The sequence below is a fragment of the Arthrobacter oryzae genome (genome assembly GCF_030718995.1).
GTDB lineage: Bacteria > Actinomycetota > Actinomycetes > Actinomycetales > Micrococcaceae > Arthrobacter > Arthrobacter oryzae_C.
The window spans coordinates 2355057-2371847 of the sequence record NZ_CP132204.1 but is presented as its reverse complement, the minus strand read 5'-3'; the positions used below and the strand labels follow the sequence as shown (position 1 = coordinate 2371847).

Genomic DNA, 16791 nt, shown 5'->3' with positions numbered 1-16791 from the left:
CGTAGGGTCACGGTTTGCGGTCGTTTTGGTCTCGCCCCACCAACGCTCTCGCACTTTTCGCAACGATTCCAGCAACGCTCTCCCGGTTCCTTCGCCGCGGTTACGTGCCGCCGTCGGAAACGGACGACGGCGGGACGCCGCCGTAGTGCGCCCGCCTACCGCCGGGGGATGTTGCGCAGGTTGCTCCGCGCCATGCTCACGGCCTCGCCGGCGCCGCGGTTGAGGACCACCTTGGACATGGCGGTCGCAAAGCCCAGGACCTGCGAGCCGGTGATCTTGGGCGGAATGGAGAGCGCCTTCGGGTCCGTGATGAGCTCAACGAGCGAGGGTCCCGGATGCGCAAAGGCTTCCCGGTAGGCGTCCTCGATGCGGGCCGGGTCGGTGACGCGGACGGCGTGGAAACCGAGGGCGCGGGCGACGGCGGCGTAGTCGGCATCGGGGACGTCCACGCCGAAATCGGGCAGGCCGTCTACCAGCATCTCCAGTTTCACCATGCCCAGCGTGGAGTTGTTGAACACCACCACGTTGACCGGGAGCCGGTGCGCCGCAACGGTAATGAGCTCGCCCAGCAGCATGGACAAGCCGCCGTCCCCGGACACCGAAATGACCTGGCGGCCGGGGTAGGCCAGCTGCGCGCCGATCGCGTGGGGCAGCGCGTTGGCCATGGAACCGTGCAGGTAGGAGCCGATCAGCCGGCGCGTGCCCAGCGGGTTGATGTACCGCGCAGTCCAGACGTTGCACATCCCGGTGTCCGCCGTGAAGACCGCGTCCTCCGCCGCCACCTGGTCCAGGAGGGACGCCGCGTACTCCGGGTGGATCGGCTGCTTCTTCTCCACCTTGCGGGTGTAGGCGCCCACGGCCTTGTTCATCAGCCGATCGTGCTTCTTGAGCATCTGGTTGAGGAAGCGCCTGCTCTTTTTCGGGGTGAGCAGGGGTTTCAGTGCGGCGAGTGTGGGCAGCACGTCGCCATGGACGGCGATGTCGACGTCGGTCCGCCTCCCCAGCTTGTGGGCGGCCCGGTCCACCTGGGCCGTGCGGGTGCCGGGAAGGAACTGGTCGTACGGAAAGTCGGTGCCGAGCAGGATCAGCAGGTCGGCGTCCTCGATGCCCTCGGCCGCGGCGCCGTAGCCCAGCAGCCCGGTCATGCCGATGTCGTAGGGGTTGTCGTACTGCATGAAGTCCTTGCCCCGCAGCGAGTGGCCGATCGGGGCGCCGATGACTTCCGCGAGGGCCACCACTTCGTCATGGGCGCCCTGGGTTCCGGCGCCGGCAAAGATGGCGACCTTGTCCGCTGCGTTGATTGCCTCGGCGAGTTCGCGGACGCTCGCGGCGTCGGGAATCAGCGTGGCGCGGCGGAACGTCGCCGGCAGCGGAGTCTCGCCGGTCGCTTCCAGGCCAGCGATGTCGCCGGGAAGGGTGACGACGGCGACTCCCCCGAGCCCGATGGCGTGCTGGATGGCGCTGTGCATGACCCGCGGCGCCTGCTCCGCTGTGCTGACAAGCTCCGAGTACACCGAGCATTCGTTGAACAGACGGTCCGGATGGGTTTCCTGGAAGAAGCCACTGCCGATCTGCTTGCTCGGAATGTGCGAGGCGATGGCCAGGACCGGCGCTCCTGAGCGGTTGGCGTCGTACAGGCCGTTGATCAGGTGCAGGTTGCCGGGACCGCAGGAACCGGCGCAGACGGCCAGGTTGCCGGTCAGCTGGGCTTCGGCCGCGGCGGCGAAGGCGGCTGCCTCTTCGTGACGGACGTGGATCCAGTCAATGCCGCCCTGCCCGGAGCCGCCGGTCTTGCGGACGGCGTCGACGATCGGGTTGAGGCTGTCCCCCACGATCCCGTAAATTCGCTGCACGCCGGCAGCCTGGAGTTGTTCAATGAGCTGGGTGGCGAGTTCCTTGGCCATGAGTGCACACTCCCGCGATCAGGTTGATGGGCTGACACGGCCAATATAGTCCGCCCACCTGAACGCTCCGTGAGCACAAGGCCCCGGACGCTCTCTCACTTAATGCACCCAAAACCCGGACGCTCTCTCACTTAACGCAACAAAACCCTGACGCTCTCTCACTTTCCATAAGAAAGTGAGAGAGCGTCCAGGGTTTTCCTGCAGGATCTGAGAGAGCGTCCTGGGGTGGTGAGGGGACGACGGCGGGCGGGCACCCGCCGTCGTCCTTTCACTTCCGTGCTGAACCGGGATCAGACGTTGATGAGGTCCTTGTCCTTGTCGTCGTCCTTGGCGGGCTTCGTCCAGGCGTCGCCCTGTTCGCGGTCCAGGTGGGTGGCCTTCTTGTTCTTGAGGGCGAAGACGTAGACCACCAGCGAGATGGCGATGGCGACGGTGACGTACGTGAAGAACAGGTCCACCCGCTCGGCCTTCTGGAACGCGGCGCCGATCAGGGGAACTGTACCGCCGAAGAGCGAGTTGGCGATCGCGTAGCCGAGGCCGACCCCAAGTGCGCGGATGGACGCCGGGAACAGTTCCGCCTTCACCAGGGCGTTGATGGACGTGTAGCCGCCAACGATGAAGAGGCCGCCCATCATGAGCAGGAACGCCGTAAAGGGATCCTTGGTGTTGGAGAGGGTTGACAGCAGAGGCCAGGTGAAGAGGACACCGGTAATACCGAACCACAGCAGCAGCGGCTTGCGGCCCACCTTGTCCGAGATCAGGCCGTAGACGGGCTGCAGCAGCATAAAGATGAAGAGGGCCCAGAAGTTGATCACCGAGGTGTCGGTCTTGGCGATGCCGGACGTATCGTTCATGAACTTCAGGATGAAGTTGGTGTACGTGTAGAACGCCACCGTGCCGCCGAGGGTGACGCCGATGCAGATCAAGAGGGGCTTCCAGTACTGCGTGAACAGCAGTTTCATGGTGCCCGGCTGTGCCACGCCCGCGGCTGCCGGGATCTTGGCGGCCTCCACCTGCTCCTCAGAGACGGTTTCCTCCATCGAGCGCCGCAGCCACAGGACCACCAGCGCAGCCACGCCGCCAATGGCGAACGGAATACGCCAGCCCCACTCGGTGAGGTCGCCCTTGGGCATGGCGTTCTGCAGGATGACGAGGACCAGGAGTGCCATCATCTGGCCGCCGATCAGGGTGACGTACTGGAAGCTGGAGAAGAAGCCGCGGCGCTTGGACGTGGCGGCCTCGGACATGTACGTGGCGCTGGTCCCGTATTCGCCGCCCACCGAGAAGCCCTGGACCAGGCGGATGAGGATCAGCAGCACCAGGGCCCAGACGCCGACCTGCTGGGTGGTGGGCAGGATCGCGATGGCGAAGGATCCCGCGGACATCAGCGTCACGCTGAGCGTCAACGCCGCCTTGCGGCCCTTGCGGTCGGCATAGCGGCCGAAGAACCAGGCGCCGATGGGGCGCATCAGGAACGACGTCGAGAAGACGGCCATCGCCTCAAGGCCGGCCTGCAGCTCGTCCTTGGAGTTGAAGAAGTGGGACTGGAAGTAGGCGGCAAAGACTGTGTAGACGTAGAGGTCGTACCACTCCACCAGGTTGCCGGCCGAGCCTTTGAGGATGTTGCTCACGGCACGGCGGGTCTGGGCTGCCTCGCTCTGGATTTCTGCTTGCTGGGTGCTCATCGCTGAACCTTCCTGGCCGGCGCCGCCACAGCGTCCGGGCTCGCTTTCCTGCTGTCCACGGCAACGTTGCCCATGGTTCCTCCTCGACATTGATGGTCCTGGGCAAAAAGCCGGGGACCCCATCCAAGCTATTGGTGATCCACCGCACAGCCAACGTGGAGGGGGAATTCCTAACAGTTCCTTAGGTTTCGCCGGTACAGGGGATAATCTCCACAGCGGGCAGATCGAAGTTGCCCCGTCAACGGACAGGACCAGGGAATGGATGTGCTCATCGTCGAGGACGACGACGCCATGGCGTCCGCCCTTGACGCGGCGGTGGTTTCCGCCGGACACAAGGCCTCCCGGGTTGCCCGCGGGGCTGACGCGCTCCTGGAGCACCGGCGATTTGAGGTCATCCTCCTGGACCTGGGCCTGCCGGACATGGACGGCCTCGAGGTGCTCCGCAAGCTCCGCCAGGTCACGGCGGTCCCGATCCTCATACTCACTGCAAGGGACGATGAACGCAGCGTGGTCCTTGGCCTGCGGTCGGGAGCCGATGACTACCTCGTCAAGCCGGTGAAACTGGTTGAGCTGCTGGCCCGCATCGAAGCCGTGGCACGCCGTGCAGTCCGTGCAAGGGACAGCCGGCAGCGCAGCATCGTCCTCGGGGAACTCGAGGTGGACCTTGAACGGCGTGTGGCCGCCGTCGGCCCCAGGGTCCTGTCCTTGACGGCCACGGAGTTCGACCTGCTCGCTCTTTTGGCCAGGCATGCAGGGTCCGTGGTCACCCGGGAACAAATCCTGGACGCGCTCTGGGGGGATGCCTTCGTGGCGTCCTCACGGTCCCTTGACGTGCACCTGACGGGCCTCCGTGCGAAGCTCCAGCTGCCCGGCTTCATCATCAACGTGCGTGGTGTGGGTTATCGGGTCGAGGCGGATTCTGCGTGAAGCTGCGCGTTCTCGGAATCCTGAGTGTGCTGTCCGTCCTCATCGTTATCTTCGCCTCCACGGCCATCCTGACCTCGGCCAGCAGGGAGCTCACCCAGGAGCTCCAGATCAACCGGGCGGCTGCCCTCAACAGGCTCGCGCAGGTGGCCTTCGATGCCGCAACCGACGGTGAATCCACCCAGCTGCAGACGGAGATGGACAGATACTCGGAGCTGTACGGCGAGGGGGTGCTGATCCGCCTCCAGCAAGGAACCCTGCGCTCGGGCGGCCTGAGCGAGGACCGGGCGGACGTCCGGGACGCTGTTGCCCGGGCAAAGCTCAACCTCAGCGACACCACACTCAGTCCGATCCAGCCGTTCGGAACCGGGTCCGAGGTGATTTCACGGTCATTCGGCAGTGCCAGCCAGGTTCTTGGCGAGGCGGTCCTTGAGGTCAACCTGGACGCGGCCCGGCAGAAGCTGCGTGAACGGTGGCTCCTCGTCGGAGTAGCCGCGGCCGCCCTCGCTGCCGTGCTTCTCCTGGGTGCAGCCCGCGTGACCCGCTGGGTGCTGCGTCCTGTGCACCGCCTGAATTCGGCCGTGACGGAGCTTGAAGCAACAGGCCGGGCCGGCCGGCTTCCGGAGGACGGGCCACCGGAGCTGCGCGAGCTGAGCCGTTCCTTCACCAGAATGGCCCGGACGGTCAGCGACAGTATCGACTCCCAGCGCCAGCTGATTGCCGACACGTCGCATCAGCTGCGGAACCCCGTGGGCGCCCTGCGCTTGAGGATCGACCTACTGCAGCTTGAACTGCAAACAGCCCGCGAACACCAGGCGGCGGCAGGAGTGGTGGCAGAACTGGAACGCGTGGAGGAGATCCTGGACGGGGTGCTGAGGCTGGCCGCGGCCGAGCACCGGGCCTTCGAAGACTCTGCCGGAGGCCCGCCGGGGACAGCTTCACCGGGGCTGCCCGCAGTCATTGATCCCTACCCTGTCCTGCAGGAAGAAACCGAACGGGCGGGACCTGCGGCCCGGCGCAGCGGCTCTTCCATCCTGCTGGAGGATCCGCCGGACCCTTCGGCTCACATCGCCTGCAACGCCGCCGAGCTGGCCCAGATGGCGGGGGAACTGATCAACAACGCCATCAAGTACGCCGCCGGTTCCCGGATATCGGTGGCAGTCCGCGTACGCACGGACGCGGTTGCCGTTGAAGTGTCCGACGGCGGCCCCGGGTTTTCCGCCGAAGAGCGGGCTGCTGCCACCAACCGGTTTTGGCGGTCCCCGCAGCACCGGGACATCCGCGGCAACGGCCTTGGCATGACCATCGTGGACAAACTGGCCGGGGCCAACGGGGGCCGCCTGCTGTTGGCGGAAGCGTCCCCGCACGGCCTGATAGCGAGCATCGAGTTCCCGCACGCCGCGGCTTCCCTGGGGCCGGAGGCCGCTTCATGACCGTGACTGACCTGACCGGAGACTTCCCGCCGCGGAGAGCCGCCCTCAAGGCCGGCCTGGCCGCAGGGCTGGCGGGGCTGGCCGGGCTGACGATCCCGGCCCTGAACGCCTGCACTGCTGAGGACAATCCAGGCACCGTAACTGTCGCCGGGGGTGAGCCGGGAGGCTTCTACCTTGAATTCGCCACGCTGCTGGCCCAGTCCCTCCGGCGGCACGGGGTGGCCGGCAATGCGACAGCGCTGACTACCGGGGGAAGTCTGGACAACTTGGAGCAGCTGCTGACCGGGCAGGCCACGTTCGCCGTCGCGCTGGCCGATGCCGCAGCTCAAACCAGCGAGGCGCACAGCACGTCAGACGTTCGAATCACAGCCATCGGAAGGGTGTACGAAAACTACGTCCATTGCGTGGTCCGGAAGGCCAGCGGTATCCGCAACCTCACGGAACTGGCAGGCAGAACCGTGGCTGTCGGTGAGCCCGGTTCAGGGACGTCACTCACCACTCCGCGCCTGATTGAGGCTGCCGGACTGGTTTCGGTTGCCGAGAGCGAAACCCCCGCCGCCGGCGTCGCCGCCCCCGGGAAGACCGTCGCCGTCCTGAACCTCGGGCTCAATGCAGGGCTGGCCGCGCTGCGGGACGGGTCCGTGGATGCGCTGTTCTGGTCCGGTGGTGTGCCGACAGCCGCCATTGCCGCCACCCACGGGGACGTCGGGCTCGGGTTCCTGGACCTCTCCCCGCTGCTGCCGGCGCTGCGGACCACGTACGGCAGCTTCTACGACCGCGTGCTGATCCCTGAAGGCGCCTACGAGGGCATTCCGGCCATCTGGACCGTTGGGGTGGCGAACCTGCTCCTGTGCCGGAGCGACTTGGATGACCGCACTGTGACAAAGACCGTCGAACTGCTGGTGGACCATGCAGAGGAACTGATCCCCCGTTCCAGCCTGGGAGTCCAGTTCCTGAGCCCGGAATCGCTGATCAACACGGCCGGCCTGCCGCTCCACCCGGCGGCAGCCGACGCCTACCGGGAGCTGCACGGCTAACAAACGCTCTCTCACCTAATGCAACAAATACGGCAACGCTCTCTCACTTTCCTCAAGAGAGTGAGAGAGCGTTGGCCAAAAAGCTGCAGGAAGTGAGAGAGCGTCCGGGGACGGACGACGGCGGTGCCGCACCTCAGTCCCGTAAGGAACCGACGGCGGGGCACGGCCGCCGTCGTCAGCGTCCTCAGCTCCCCGAATGTGCCTGCAGGAAGCTGTACACCTCGGTCTCGTCCACACCGGGGAACGCGCCAGGCGGCATGGCCGCGAGCAGGTGCGAATGGGCCCGGGCGGACGGCCAGGCGTTGCCCGCCCACTCCGAGGTCAGCGATGCCGGCGGACGGCGGCAGCAGTTCTCGTCCGGGCAGGTGGACTTGGACCGCTCCGTGGTTTCCCGCCCGCGGAACCACTTCACCTGGGCATAGGGAACGCCAACGGAGAGGGAAAATTCGCCGGTGGCGGAGCGTTCGGTCCGCGCGGTGCACCAGTACGTCCCGGACGGAGTGTCCGTGTACTGGCTGTATGCACTGAACTTGTCCGGCACGTCGAACACCACACGTGACGTCCAGTTCTTGCATGACGGCTGGCCCTCAATGGCGCCGGTGTGATCCTGCGGGAACGTCACGCCGTCGTTCTCGTAGGCCTTGTAGATGATGCCGCTCTTGTGGGTCTTCTGGAAGTGCGTGCGGATGTCCAGGTGCTGCGTGGCGAGGTTCGTGAACCGGTGCGCCGCGGTCTCGTAGGACACCGCGAACGCGTCCCGGATGTCCTCGACGGCAATTTCCTTGGCCTGCTTGGCTTTCTGCAGGAACTCCACGGTGGCCTGCTCGGGCAGCATCAGTGCGGCGGCGAAGTAGTTCGTGGCCACGCGCTGCATCAGGAAGTCCCCGTAGTTCGACGGCGTCTGGTGGCCCAATACGTAGTGTCCCAGCGCCTGCAGCAGCACGGAACGGGGGTCGTGATCGGTGCGCTGGTTCTGCGTCAGGTAAATTCTGCGGTTCTTAAGATCCGTCACGGAACGGGTCGAATGCGGCAGATCACCCACGTGGTGGAGGCTGAAACCGAGGTGCCCGGCGATGTCCGCGATCACGTGGTGGGACAGCGGACCGCTGGTGTGACCCACCGAGGCCAGCACCTTCTGCGCTTCCGCCTCGTACTCCGGAAAAAAGTTGTTCCGTTCCCGCATCATGGCACGCAGCGCACCGTTGGCGCGGCGGGCCTCTTCCGGGGTGGCCGCCTGCTCGTTGAGCCTGCGTTCGAGCTCGTGCTGCAGGCCCACCATGGACTCCAGCACATCCATCGGAAGCCGCGAGCTGATGCGGATTTTCGGCAGGTTCAGGGACTCGTAGAGGGGACTCCGCTGGTAGCGTTCCAGCTCGATCTCCAAGGCAGCGCGGCGGTTCGGCGGCTCCGCCCCGAGCAGCTGGTCAATGCTGACGTTCAGGGCGGCCGCCAGCTGCTGCAGCAGTCCCAGCTTGGGTTCCCGTTTCCCGTTCTCGATCAGGCTCAGTTGGCTCGGCGCGGTGCCGACGGCGGCGCTCAGGTCATCGAGGGTCATGCCCGCCGCCTTGCGCAGGTGGCGGACGCGCCGGCCGAGGCTGATGACGTCCAGTTCAGGGGTGGCAGGGGACGACGGCGGGGTTGCGACTTTGCGGTTCCAGCTCGTAGGCGACATTTATTGAGCATACGCGAAGAAGTGCATTTCTTTCCATGGTTTTCATCTAGTAACCCTCTTGAAAGTGCAGAAAAGTAGATCTCACGGAAAGAAACACCGCACCGGTCCAGCCGGTCCCCCACTGCAAAGGCGCAGGAAAGGGACCGGCCAGGACAACCCGGAGCACAAACAAGGAGACAAAGATGACTGCAGCATTTGAGCCCACCCAGGAGCCGTCCGGCCAGGACACAGCAGAGCAGGCCGCCGCACTGGAGCTCGAGTGGGCCGCCAACCCCCGCTGGGAAGGTGTGACCCGGGACTACAAGGCAACGGATGTCGTCCGCCTCCGCGGCCGCGTCTCCGAAGAACACACCTTGGCCCGCCGCGGTTCCGAGAAGCTCTGGAAGCAGCTCACCGAAGAGCACAAGACCGGCGGCTACACCAACGCCCTCGGCGCCCTCACCGGCAACCAGGCCGTGCAGCAGGTCAAGGCCGGCCTCCGCGCCATCTACCTCTCCGGCTGGCAGGTCGCCGCCGACGCCAACAACTCCGGCCACACCTACCCGGACCAGTCGCTCTACCCGGCCAACTCGGTCCCGACGGTGGTCCGCCGCATCAACAACGCGCTGCTCCGCGCCGACCAGATCGAATTCTCCGAAGGCATCCAGACCGTCGAGGACTGGATGGTGCCGATCGTCGCCGACGCCGAGGCCGGCTTCGGAGGCCCGCTCAACGCCTACGAACTCATGAAATCCATGATCCAGGCCGGCGCCGCAGGCGTGCACTGGGAGGACCAGCTCGCTTCGGAGAAGAAGTGCGGCCACCTCGGCGGCAAGGTGCTCATCCCCACCCAGCAGCACGTTCGCACCCTGAACGCCGCCCGCCTGGCCGCCGATGTCGCCGGCACCCCGTCTGTGGTCATCGCCCGCACCGACGCCGAGGCAGCAACCCTGATCACCTCCGACGTCGATCCCCGCGACCAGGAATTCGTCACCGGCGAGCGCACGGCGGAGGGCTTCTACAAGGTCCGCAACGGCATCGAACCCTGCATCGCCCGCGCCAAGGCCTACGCACCCTACTCCGACCTCATCTGGATGGAAACGGGCACGCCGGACCTCGAGCTTGCCAAGAAGTTCGCCGAGGCCGTCAAGGCAGAGTTCCCGGACCAGATGCTCTCCTACAACTGCTCGCCGTCGTTCAACTGGCGCAAGCACCTGGACGACGCCACCATCGCCAAGTTCCAGCGTGAACTCGGCGCCATGGGCTTCACGTTCCAGTTCATCACCCTGGCCGGCTTCCACGCCCTGAACTACTCGATGTTCGACCTCGCCCACGGCTACGCCCGTGAAGGCATGAGCGCCTACGTCGAGCTCCAGGAGAAGGAATTCGCCTCCGAGTCCCGCGGCTACACCGCGACCAAGCACCAGCGCGAAGTCGGCACCGGCTACTTCGACGACATCGCAACTGCGCTCAACCCGAACGCATCCACCCTCGCTCTCGTGGGATCCACCGAAGAGGGCCAGTTCCACTAATCCCCAACTAGATAGCAGTAGGTGTCGTTTTGAAGGCTCAAAACGACACCTACTGCGACTCAGTTGGGCACTGCACCAGGAGACCTCTCATGAACAGCTTCACTGACAACTTCACCATCAATGGCATAACTTTGACCGCGCAGCCGATTTGCCGGCAGGGCGAGGTTCTTACTCCGGATGCTTTGGCATTTGTGGCCAAGCTGCACCGGGCCACGTCGGCTCGCCGGCAGGAGCTGCTTCAGGGCCGCCGGGACCGCCGCGCGCTGATCGCCAAGGGCCAGGACCCGCGGTTCCTCCGCGAGACCGAGTCCGTCCGCAACGATCCGAACTGGCGCGTCGCTCCCCCGGCTCCGGGCCTTGAGGACCGCCGCGTCGAAATCACCGGGCCGGTGGACAAGAAGATGACCATCAACGCGCTGAACTCCGGCGCCAAGGTGTGGCTGGCCGACATGGAAGACTCCTCCACGCCGTCGTGGCGCAACGTCATCCAGGGCCAGCTGAACCTGACGGACGCGCTGGAACGCCGGATCGACTTCACCTCTCCCGAGGGCAAGGACTACAAGCTGCGCCCCGCCGGCGAACTGCCCACCATCGTGGTCCGTCCCCGCGGCTGGCACCTCCCGGAAAAGCACATGCTCATCGACGGCGAACCGATCGCCGGCGGCATAGTGGACTTCGGCCTGTACTTCTTCCACAACGCGCGCCGCCTGCTGGCCCAGGGCAAGGGCCCGTACTTCTACCTGCCCAAGATCGAGAACCACCTCGAGGCACGCCTGTGGAACGACATCTTCATCCTGGCGCAGGACCTGCTGGGCATCCCGCAGGGCACCATCCGCGCCACCGTGCTGATCGAGACCATTACGGCCTCCTTCGAAATGGAAGAGATCCTCTACGAGCTCCGCGACCACGCGGCAGGCCTGAACGCCGGCCGCTGGGACTACATCTTCTCCATGATCAAGAACTTCCGCACCCGCGGCCCCCGCTTCGTCCTGCCGGACCGCGTGCAGGTGACCATGACGGCCCCGTTCATGCGCGCCTACACCGAGCAGCTGGTCCGGGCCTGCCACAAGCGCGGCGCCATGGCCATCGGCGGCATGGCCGCGGCCGTCCCCAACCGCAAGGACGAGGAAGCCAACGCCATCGCCTTCGAGAAGGTCCGTGCGGACAAGACCCGCGAGGCCGGCGACGGCTTTGACGGTTCCTGGGTAGCGCACCCGGATCTGGTTCCGGTGTGCCGCGAAGTGTTCGACGGCGTCCTCGGCGACCGCCCGAACCAGCTGGACCGCCTCCGCGAGGACGTCACCCCGGACGACCGCGCGCTGCTGGACATCGCCTCCACCACGGGCACCATCACCGAGCAGGGCATCCGGAACAACATCGAGGTGGGCATCCGCTACATCGAGTCCTGGCTGCGCGGCAACGGGGCCGTGGCCATCCATAACCTGATGGAGGACGCCGCCACCGCGGAGATCTCCCGCTCGCAGCTGTGGCAGTGGATCTACTCCCACGCCATCACCGACCACGGCGAAATCATCACGCGGGAGTGGGTGGAGGACCTGCTGGACGAGGAATTCACCCGGCTGGAACGCTTTGAAGGCGACCGTTTCGCCGACGCACGGGACATCTTCGAGGAAGTTACCCTGGCCGACGCGTTCCCCACGTTCCTGACCCTGCCAGCCTACGCCCGCTTCCTGCACGAGGCCCGGGACCGCTCCGAAGAGCCGGTCGAGGACGCGGAGCTCGTGGCCGCCTAGGAATCCGAAGAGTTTCCGTTCGCCGGGCGGCCACGCCCTTCGCAACAGGCACCCCGAAATCCGGGGCGGCGGCCCGGCAACGGAAGAACCATTAAGCGCGAACGGACAGTTGAGGCCCTCGTTTGAGGGACTCAACTGTCCGTTCGCGTTTTTGGTGTGGGGCTTAAGTCCGTTCGCGCTCGGTGGTGGGGGGTGGGGTGACGGACGACGACGGCGGACGCGTCAGCGGGTCTTCGGCACCTTCCGCACGGAGAGCGTCGTGCCCAGGAGGAACGCTGAAACGGAGACAAGGATCAGCAGCAGCGGGTTGGTCCAGGACCCGGAGAGCCCGTGCACGTAGCCCAGGAGCGTCGGAGCCGCAGCACCCACCGCGTAGCCCACGCCCTGGACAACGGCGGACATCCGGCCGGCTGAGGCCTGGTCGCGGGCCAGTTTGATGATGGCGATGAAGATGACCGTGATGCCGCCGCCCTGCGCCGCGCCGCCCACCGAGGACCAGAGCCACCACAGTTCCGGGGCCAGCAGCAGTCCAAGGGGAACGGTCAGCCACATCAGGCCCAAGGTGACCGCCACCGTCGTCGTACTGGCAAACCTGGCCACCATCGGAACACCGAGGCCGCCAACAATGGCGAGGATCTGGAACAGCGAAGATCCGGCGCCGGCGGCGGAGGGCGCCATGCCCAGTTCGTCGGTCAGGAAGGTGGGCAGCCAGGCTGTGACGCCGTAGTAGGAGAAAGCCTGCCCCGCAAAGCCCGCCGTCAGCCCAACCGTGATCCAGCGGGACGCCGGCTTGCCGCCTGCCGGACGCGGGTCGGAGTCCCCGGCTGGGGCCGGAACGAAGGCCTGCCGGCCTGCCGCCATCACCCAGAATACGATGGCGGCCAGGGCGAAGAGCCCGCTGGCGGCCAGCGAAAGACGCCACCCGGCCAACTCGGCCAGCGGCGCAGTGACCACCGAGGTCACGGTGGATCCGATGTTCAGGGCGGCGGTGTAGATGCCCATGGCCGTCCCCTGGCGCTGCGGCGAGAAGTCCCGGCGGATGATCAGGGGCACGGCGATGTTACCGATAGTGATGGCCACGCCGATGATCGCGGTTCCGAACAGCACCAGGCCGCCGTTGCCGGCGGAGCGGACGATGACGCCGGCCAGCACGCCCAGCAGCGTGAGCATGATGGCGAATTCCGCCCCGAATTTCCGGCCGGCGAACGAGGCAAGCGGTGCTGCCAGCGAAAAGCACAACACGGGAATGCCGGTCAGCAGACCCAGTTCCACCGGGGAAAATCCGAGATCCTGCTGCATCGGGCCGACCACCGGGGCCACAGCCACGAACGGGCCGCGCATGTTCAGCGCAATGAGTCCGATGCTCGCCAACAGGATCCATCCGCGCGGAATCCTGGCGAGGATGTTCGCCGTCATGCGGCGGGCTGCGGCTTGGTACGGGAGCTGGAAATCGGTTTCATCGTTTCATTGCTATCATGGCCGCCGCCAAATGACGGGCGTTATCCCGTGGCCTGCAGCGTGGCTTCTATCACGGCAGGGGACAGCACGTGTTGGGTGACCATCTGGCTGGCACCAAGGATCGCGGCCCGGTCGCCGGCCATCGAGAGGGCTATCCGCAGGTGTGACGTGGCCAGCGGCAGGGACCGCCGGTAAACCACCTCCCGCACCCCGGCCATCAGGTGGTCGCCCGCCTGGCCCAGGCTGCCGCCGATCACGATCACCGAAGGATTCAGCAGGTTGACCACCATGGCCAGCACATCCCCCACGTCCCGGCCGGCTTGGCGGAGGGCCTGGATCGCCTGGAGATTGCCCTCGCCCACGAGCCTCAGGACATCGCCTCCCTTCTCCGCCGGGAGGCCCTGCCGTGCCAGTTCCCTCGCAACGGCGGGGCCCGATGCCAACGCTTCGAGGCAGCCGTAGTTGCCGCAGCGGCACAGGACTTCGTCGCCGCGCGGAACCCGCACATGGCCCAGGTCTCCTGCGGTTCCGTTGGCGCCGCGCTGGAGTTCCCCGCTGCTGATGATGCCTGCACCGATGCCGGTGGCCACTTTGATGAAGAGGAAGTTCTCGTGTTCGGGCCAGTACGCGGTACGTTCGCCGAGGGCCATGATGTTGACGTCGTTGTCCACCAGCACGGGGACCGGGAGTGAGCGCTGGACGTAGCGGACCACGTCGAACCCGTCCCAGCCGGGCATGATGGGCGGCTTCACCGGCATGCCGGTGGCGTGCTCCACCGGGCCCGGCAGCCCGATCCCGATGCCGGCGAGGTCCGCAACGGTCCGGCCGGCTTCCGTGAGGAGTGTCTTGCCTTCCTCCACCACGCGGCCCAGCACCGCTTCGGGCCCGTCGGCGACGTCCTGGGCCAGGCGCCGCTCGGAGAGGACGTTCCCGCCGAGGTCGGTGACGGCAACGATCACGTGCGTGGCCCCGACGTCGACTGCCAGCACGGAGCGGGCGGCAGGGTTGAAGGCAAAGCGCGACGGCGGCCTGCCGCCGCTGGAGCTTGCCTCACCGGCAGGCCCCACGAGCCCTGAGGAAATCAGGGCATCGATGCGGGCCGCCACAGTGGACCGCGCCAGGCCGGTGGTCAGGGCCAGCTCGGCCCGGGTGCGGGCCTTGCCGTCGCGGAGCAGCTGGAAGAGATCGCCGGCCCGGGAAAGGCTCCCGGCACCCTCGGGGGCGGTATCGGTTCCGGCGTCTGTGCCGGTCTCTTTTCCAGAGGTTGGACTCATGAGTCAGTGATAGCACGAAGCTCTTATGCATGTCACGCCACCGAAAGAATGACGATAAGTTTCCAACTTTTGCTTGACGATCGACAAAAGTGGTTCTAGCTTGATCTGTGAGCGGTGTCACTGATCCAGAGCATGAGCTGGACCGGGACCGGCATCGCCGGGAACCTCCAGCTATTACAAAACGCTCCAGCTATTACAAAGAGGTAAGCAACTTGTCGAGCCAAGCACAGGCATCACCGGCCCTCCTGGGCGTCGGCATTCTCGGCGCAGGGCCTGTTACCCAGGCAATCCACCTGCCGTCCCTGGCCCGGCTGGGCAACATCCTCGAAGTCCGCCACATCATGGACGTGGACCCCGCCGTAGCGGAGGCCGTGGCCGGCCGGGTCGGAGCGAACTTCAGCACCAGCATGGAAGAGCTCCTCGCGGACCCGGCAGTGGACATCGTGGCCATCTGCAGCCCGCACCAGTTCCACGCAGCACAGGTCATCGCCAGCTGCCGGGCCGGCAAGAAAGCCGTGCTGTGCGAAAAGCCGTTCGCCATGAGCGGTGAAGAGGCAGCCGGAATTTCCGCCGTGTCAGCCGAAACCGGCGTCCCGATCATCGTGGGCGCAATGCACACCTTCGATCCGGGCTGGCTCGCGGCGGAGGACGCCTGGGGCGACCTTCCGGAGCAGGTGCACACTGTCCGGTCCTCGATCGTCCTTCCGCCCAACCCCCGCTTCGAGGACTTCGCCACCGAGATCGTGGGTCGTGTCCCGCTGCCCGGGTCCGATACCAGCGACCCCGAAGTCATCAAGGCCATGCTCACCGGCGGCGTGATGGGCCTGGCCATCCACGACCTTCCCCTGGTCCGCCGCTTCACCCCTGACTTTGAGGCGGTGGAGGTCCTCCACGCCGAAATCGTGCGCCCCTTCGGCTACGTCATCTCCCTGCGGGCAGGAAGCGTCACCATCGAGCTCCGCGCCGCGATGAATGCCACCTGGGAACCGTCCTGGGAGTTTGAGGCAATCGGCGACGACGCCGCCCTGAGAATCGACTTCACGCCGTCATACGTCCACGCCGGCTCGGCAACCGCCCGGATCCTCACGGAAGGTCGCACCACCGTCCTTGGACCCTTCGGCCACAACGGCTACGAGGGCGAGTGGCGCAAATTGGCTGAACTTGCCAGCGGCACCGGCGAACCGCCGTCGGCCGAAACGCTGATCCATGACCTTGAGTTTGCACTGGCGATCGCCGACGCGGCCGCAGGCCGGGTAGATACCGGCAGTGCCGCCAGCTCCCCCGCAGACCAGGAGGTCAACGCATGACCACGCAGCTGTCCGTGCACGCGGATCCGCAGGCTGAAGCAGCAGGTGCAGTGTCCGCCGTCGTCGCTTCCCTTCCCCTGTCCTTTGGTCCGGCTCCTGCTGGGCCGGCTGCGGCCGCGCCTGACGTCACCGCCGTCGCCGGCCATGCGGGCTGGACCGGACGATCGGCCGATGCAATCCGCAACGGAGCCAAAGGGGTTGTGGTGTCCGGGCCGGTGGCGGAAGATCCCGCCGAGCTCATCGCTGTGGCCGGCGCGGCCGGCTCGGTGGTGGTGCTGGACCAGCAATGGGCCGGCAACACCGCGCTGGCCCCCACCGCCGGCAACGTGCATGGCGTCATCGCCACGGCACTCAAGGACGCCGTCCTGCTCGACTCGGTTGCCGTCGCCGCGCCCGGCACGGATCCGGTGCACCTGCTAAAGGATCAGCTCGCCGTCCTGGTTCAGTGCGGGATCAACGTCCGGAACGTGCGGATGGTCCAGCGCAACGGGAACGGCTACACCGTGGCAGGCGTCGTGGCAGACGGGGTGCCCGTGGCGCTGCAGGGCATCCTCACCTCCGCGCTGCCGGCCACGGCAAGCCTCACGATCCTGACGTCTGCCGGCCGCGCCGACGTCGTTCTGCCGGACCCCGCAGCGGCGTGGCCGGCCGAAGTCCGCGCAGTAACCACAGAAGGAGCGACGACGCTTCCCACACTGTACGAGTCGTCCCACCGGACCAGCTGGTCGAGGGTTCACGCACATATTTCTTCCGGGATCCCGGCCAACGACCTGACGCAGTTCACCTCCGTTATGTCACTCCTCAGCCAACTCACCAGCTAGACAGCCCTACC

The 16791-nt window shown here is 66.3% G+C and carries 12 protein-coding genes; 7 read left to right on the top strand and 5 right to left on the bottom strand.

From position 1 onward, the window contains the following. Positions 1–155: 155 nt before the first annotated feature. Together Q8Z05_RS10960 and Q8Z05_RS10955 are read right to left on the bottom strand one after the other, a co-directional pair. Positions 156–1904, bottom strand: coding sequence for a pyruvate dehydrogenase (locus Q8Z05_RS10960; RefSeq protein WP_305939683.1), 1749 nt, complete (start codon positions 1902–1904; stop codon positions 156–158). Positions 1905–2194: 290 nt separating this feature from the next. Then, positions 2195–3589, bottom strand: a complete 1395-nt coding sequence (locus tag Q8Z05_RS10955; RefSeq protein WP_305939682.1) for an MFS transporter — start codon at positions 3587–3589, stop codon at positions 2195–2197. A 258-nt stretch (positions 3590–3847) separates the two neighbouring features. Between Q8Z05_RS10955 and Q8Z05_RS10950 the strand changes: the two genes are divergently transcribed. Genes Q8Z05_RS10950 through Q8Z05_RS10940 form a run of 3 tightly spaced genes read left to right on the top strand, consistent with a single transcriptional unit; the run spans position 3848 to position 6983 of the window. Next, complete coding sequence (locus tag Q8Z05_RS10950; protein WP_305939681.1) at positions 3848–4516, top strand: response regulator transcription factor; 669 nt, start codon at positions 3848–3850, stop codon at positions 4514–4516. Continuing rightward, positions 4513–5946: a HAMP domain-containing sensor histidine kinase gene (locus Q8Z05_RS10945; protein ID WP_305939680.1), complete on the top strand. Its 1434-nt coding sequence runs from the start codon at positions 4513–4515 to the stop codon at positions 5944–5946. The genes Q8Z05_RS10950 and Q8Z05_RS10945 overlap by 4 nt, the downstream gene beginning before the upstream one ends. Beyond that, positions 5943–6983, top strand: coding sequence for a TAXI family TRAP transporter solute-binding subunit (locus tag Q8Z05_RS10940; protein WP_305939679.1), 1041 nt, complete (start codon positions 5943–5945; stop codon positions 6981–6983). Before Q8Z05_RS10945 ends, Q8Z05_RS10940 begins: the two co-directional genes overlap by 4 nt. A gap of 184 nt (positions 6984–7167) precedes the next feature. Here the strand turns inward: Q8Z05_RS10940 and Q8Z05_RS10935 are convergent, their stop codons facing one another. Then, positions 7168–8655 carry a helix-turn-helix domain-containing protein gene (locus Q8Z05_RS10935; RefSeq protein ID WP_305939678.1) on the bottom strand — a complete coding sequence of 496 codons (1488 nt, stop codon included), beginning with the start codon at positions 8653–8655 and terminating at the stop codon, positions 7168–7170. 182 nt (positions 8656–8837) lie between these two features. Here Q8Z05_RS10935 and aceA point away from each other — a divergent pair, with 182 nt between their 5' ends. Together aceA and aceB are read left to right on the top strand one after the other, a co-directional pair. After that, positions 8838–10166, top strand: a complete 1329-nt coding sequence (gene aceA, locus Q8Z05_RS10930) for an isocitrate lyase (protein WP_305939677.1) — start codon at positions 8838–8840, stop codon at positions 10164–10166. Positions 10167–10255: 89 nt separating this feature from the next. Beyond that, positions 10256–11920, top strand: a complete 1665-nt coding sequence (gene aceB / locus Q8Z05_RS10925; RefSeq protein WP_305939676.1) for a malate synthase A — start codon at positions 10256–10258, stop codon at positions 11918–11920. A gap of 222 nt (positions 11921–12142) precedes the next feature. Here the strand turns inward: aceB and Q8Z05_RS10920 are convergent, their stop codons facing one another. Both Q8Z05_RS10920 and Q8Z05_RS10915 read right to left on the bottom strand, forming a co-directional pair. Next, complete coding sequence (locus Q8Z05_RS10920) at positions 12143–13336, bottom strand: MFS transporter (RefSeq protein WP_305939675.1); 1194 nt, start codon at positions 13334–13336, stop codon at positions 12143–12145. 83 nt (positions 13337–13419) lie between these two features. Beyond that, positions 13420–14652, bottom strand: a complete 1233-nt coding sequence (locus tag Q8Z05_RS10915) for an ROK family transcriptional regulator (RefSeq protein ID WP_305939674.1) — start codon at positions 14650–14652, stop codon at positions 13420–13422. Between the two features lie 212 nt (positions 14653–14864). Between Q8Z05_RS10915 and Q8Z05_RS10910 the strand changes: the two genes are divergently transcribed. Next, entirely contained in the window at positions 14865–15959 is a 1095-nt protein-coding gene (locus Q8Z05_RS10910) for a Gfo/Idh/MocA family protein (RefSeq protein ID WP_305939673.1), read from the top strand. After that, positions 15956–16780 (top strand): hypothetical protein, encoded by an 825-nt coding sequence (locus Q8Z05_RS10905; RefSeq protein ID WP_305939672.1) that lies wholly within the window; start codon positions 15956–15958, stop codon positions 16778–16780. The genes Q8Z05_RS10910 and Q8Z05_RS10905 overlap by 4 nt, the downstream gene beginning before the upstream one ends. Positions 16781–16791 lie beyond the last annotated feature (11 nt).

Excerpts from the sequence above, each read along its gene's own strand:
- Q8Z05_RS10960 (WP_305939683.1), bottom strand. The coding sequence starts at position 1,904 with ATGGCCAAGGAACTCGCCACCCAGCTCATTGAACAACTCCAGGCTGCC.
- Q8Z05_RS10955 (WP_305939682.1), bottom strand. The coding sequence starts at position 3,589 with ATGAGCACCCAGCAAGCAGAAATCCAGAGCGAGGCAGCCCAGACCCGC.
- Q8Z05_RS10950 (WP_305939681.1), top strand. The coding sequence starts at position 3,848 with ATGGATGTGCTCATCGTCGAGGACGACGACGCCATGGCGTCCGCCCTT.
- Q8Z05_RS10940 (WP_305939679.1), top strand. The coding sequence starts at position 5,943 with ATGACCGTGACTGACCTGACCGGAGACTTCCCGCCGCGGAGAGCCGCC.
- Q8Z05_RS10935 (WP_305939678.1), bottom strand. The coding sequence starts at position 8,655 with ATGTCGCCTACGAGCTGGAACCGCAAAGTCGCAACCCCGCCGTCGTCC.
- aceA (WP_305939677.1), top strand. The coding sequence starts at position 8,838 with ATGACTGCAGCATTTGAGCCCACCCAGGAGCCGTCCGGCCAGGACACA.
- aceB (WP_305939676.1), top strand. The coding sequence starts at position 10,256 with ATGAACAGCTTCACTGACAACTTCACCATCAATGGCATAACTTTGACC.
- Q8Z05_RS10920 (WP_305939675.1), bottom strand. The coding sequence starts at position 13,336 with ATGACGGCGAACATCCTCGCCAGGATTCCGCGCGGATGGATCCTGTTG.
- Q8Z05_RS10915 (WP_305939674.1), bottom strand. The coding sequence starts at position 14,652 with ATGAGTCCAACCTCTGGAAAAGAGACCGGCACAGACGCCGGAACCGAT.
- Q8Z05_RS10905 (WP_305939672.1), top strand. The coding sequence starts at position 15,956 with ATGACCACGCAGCTGTCCGTGCACGCGGATCCGCAGGCTGAAGCAGCA.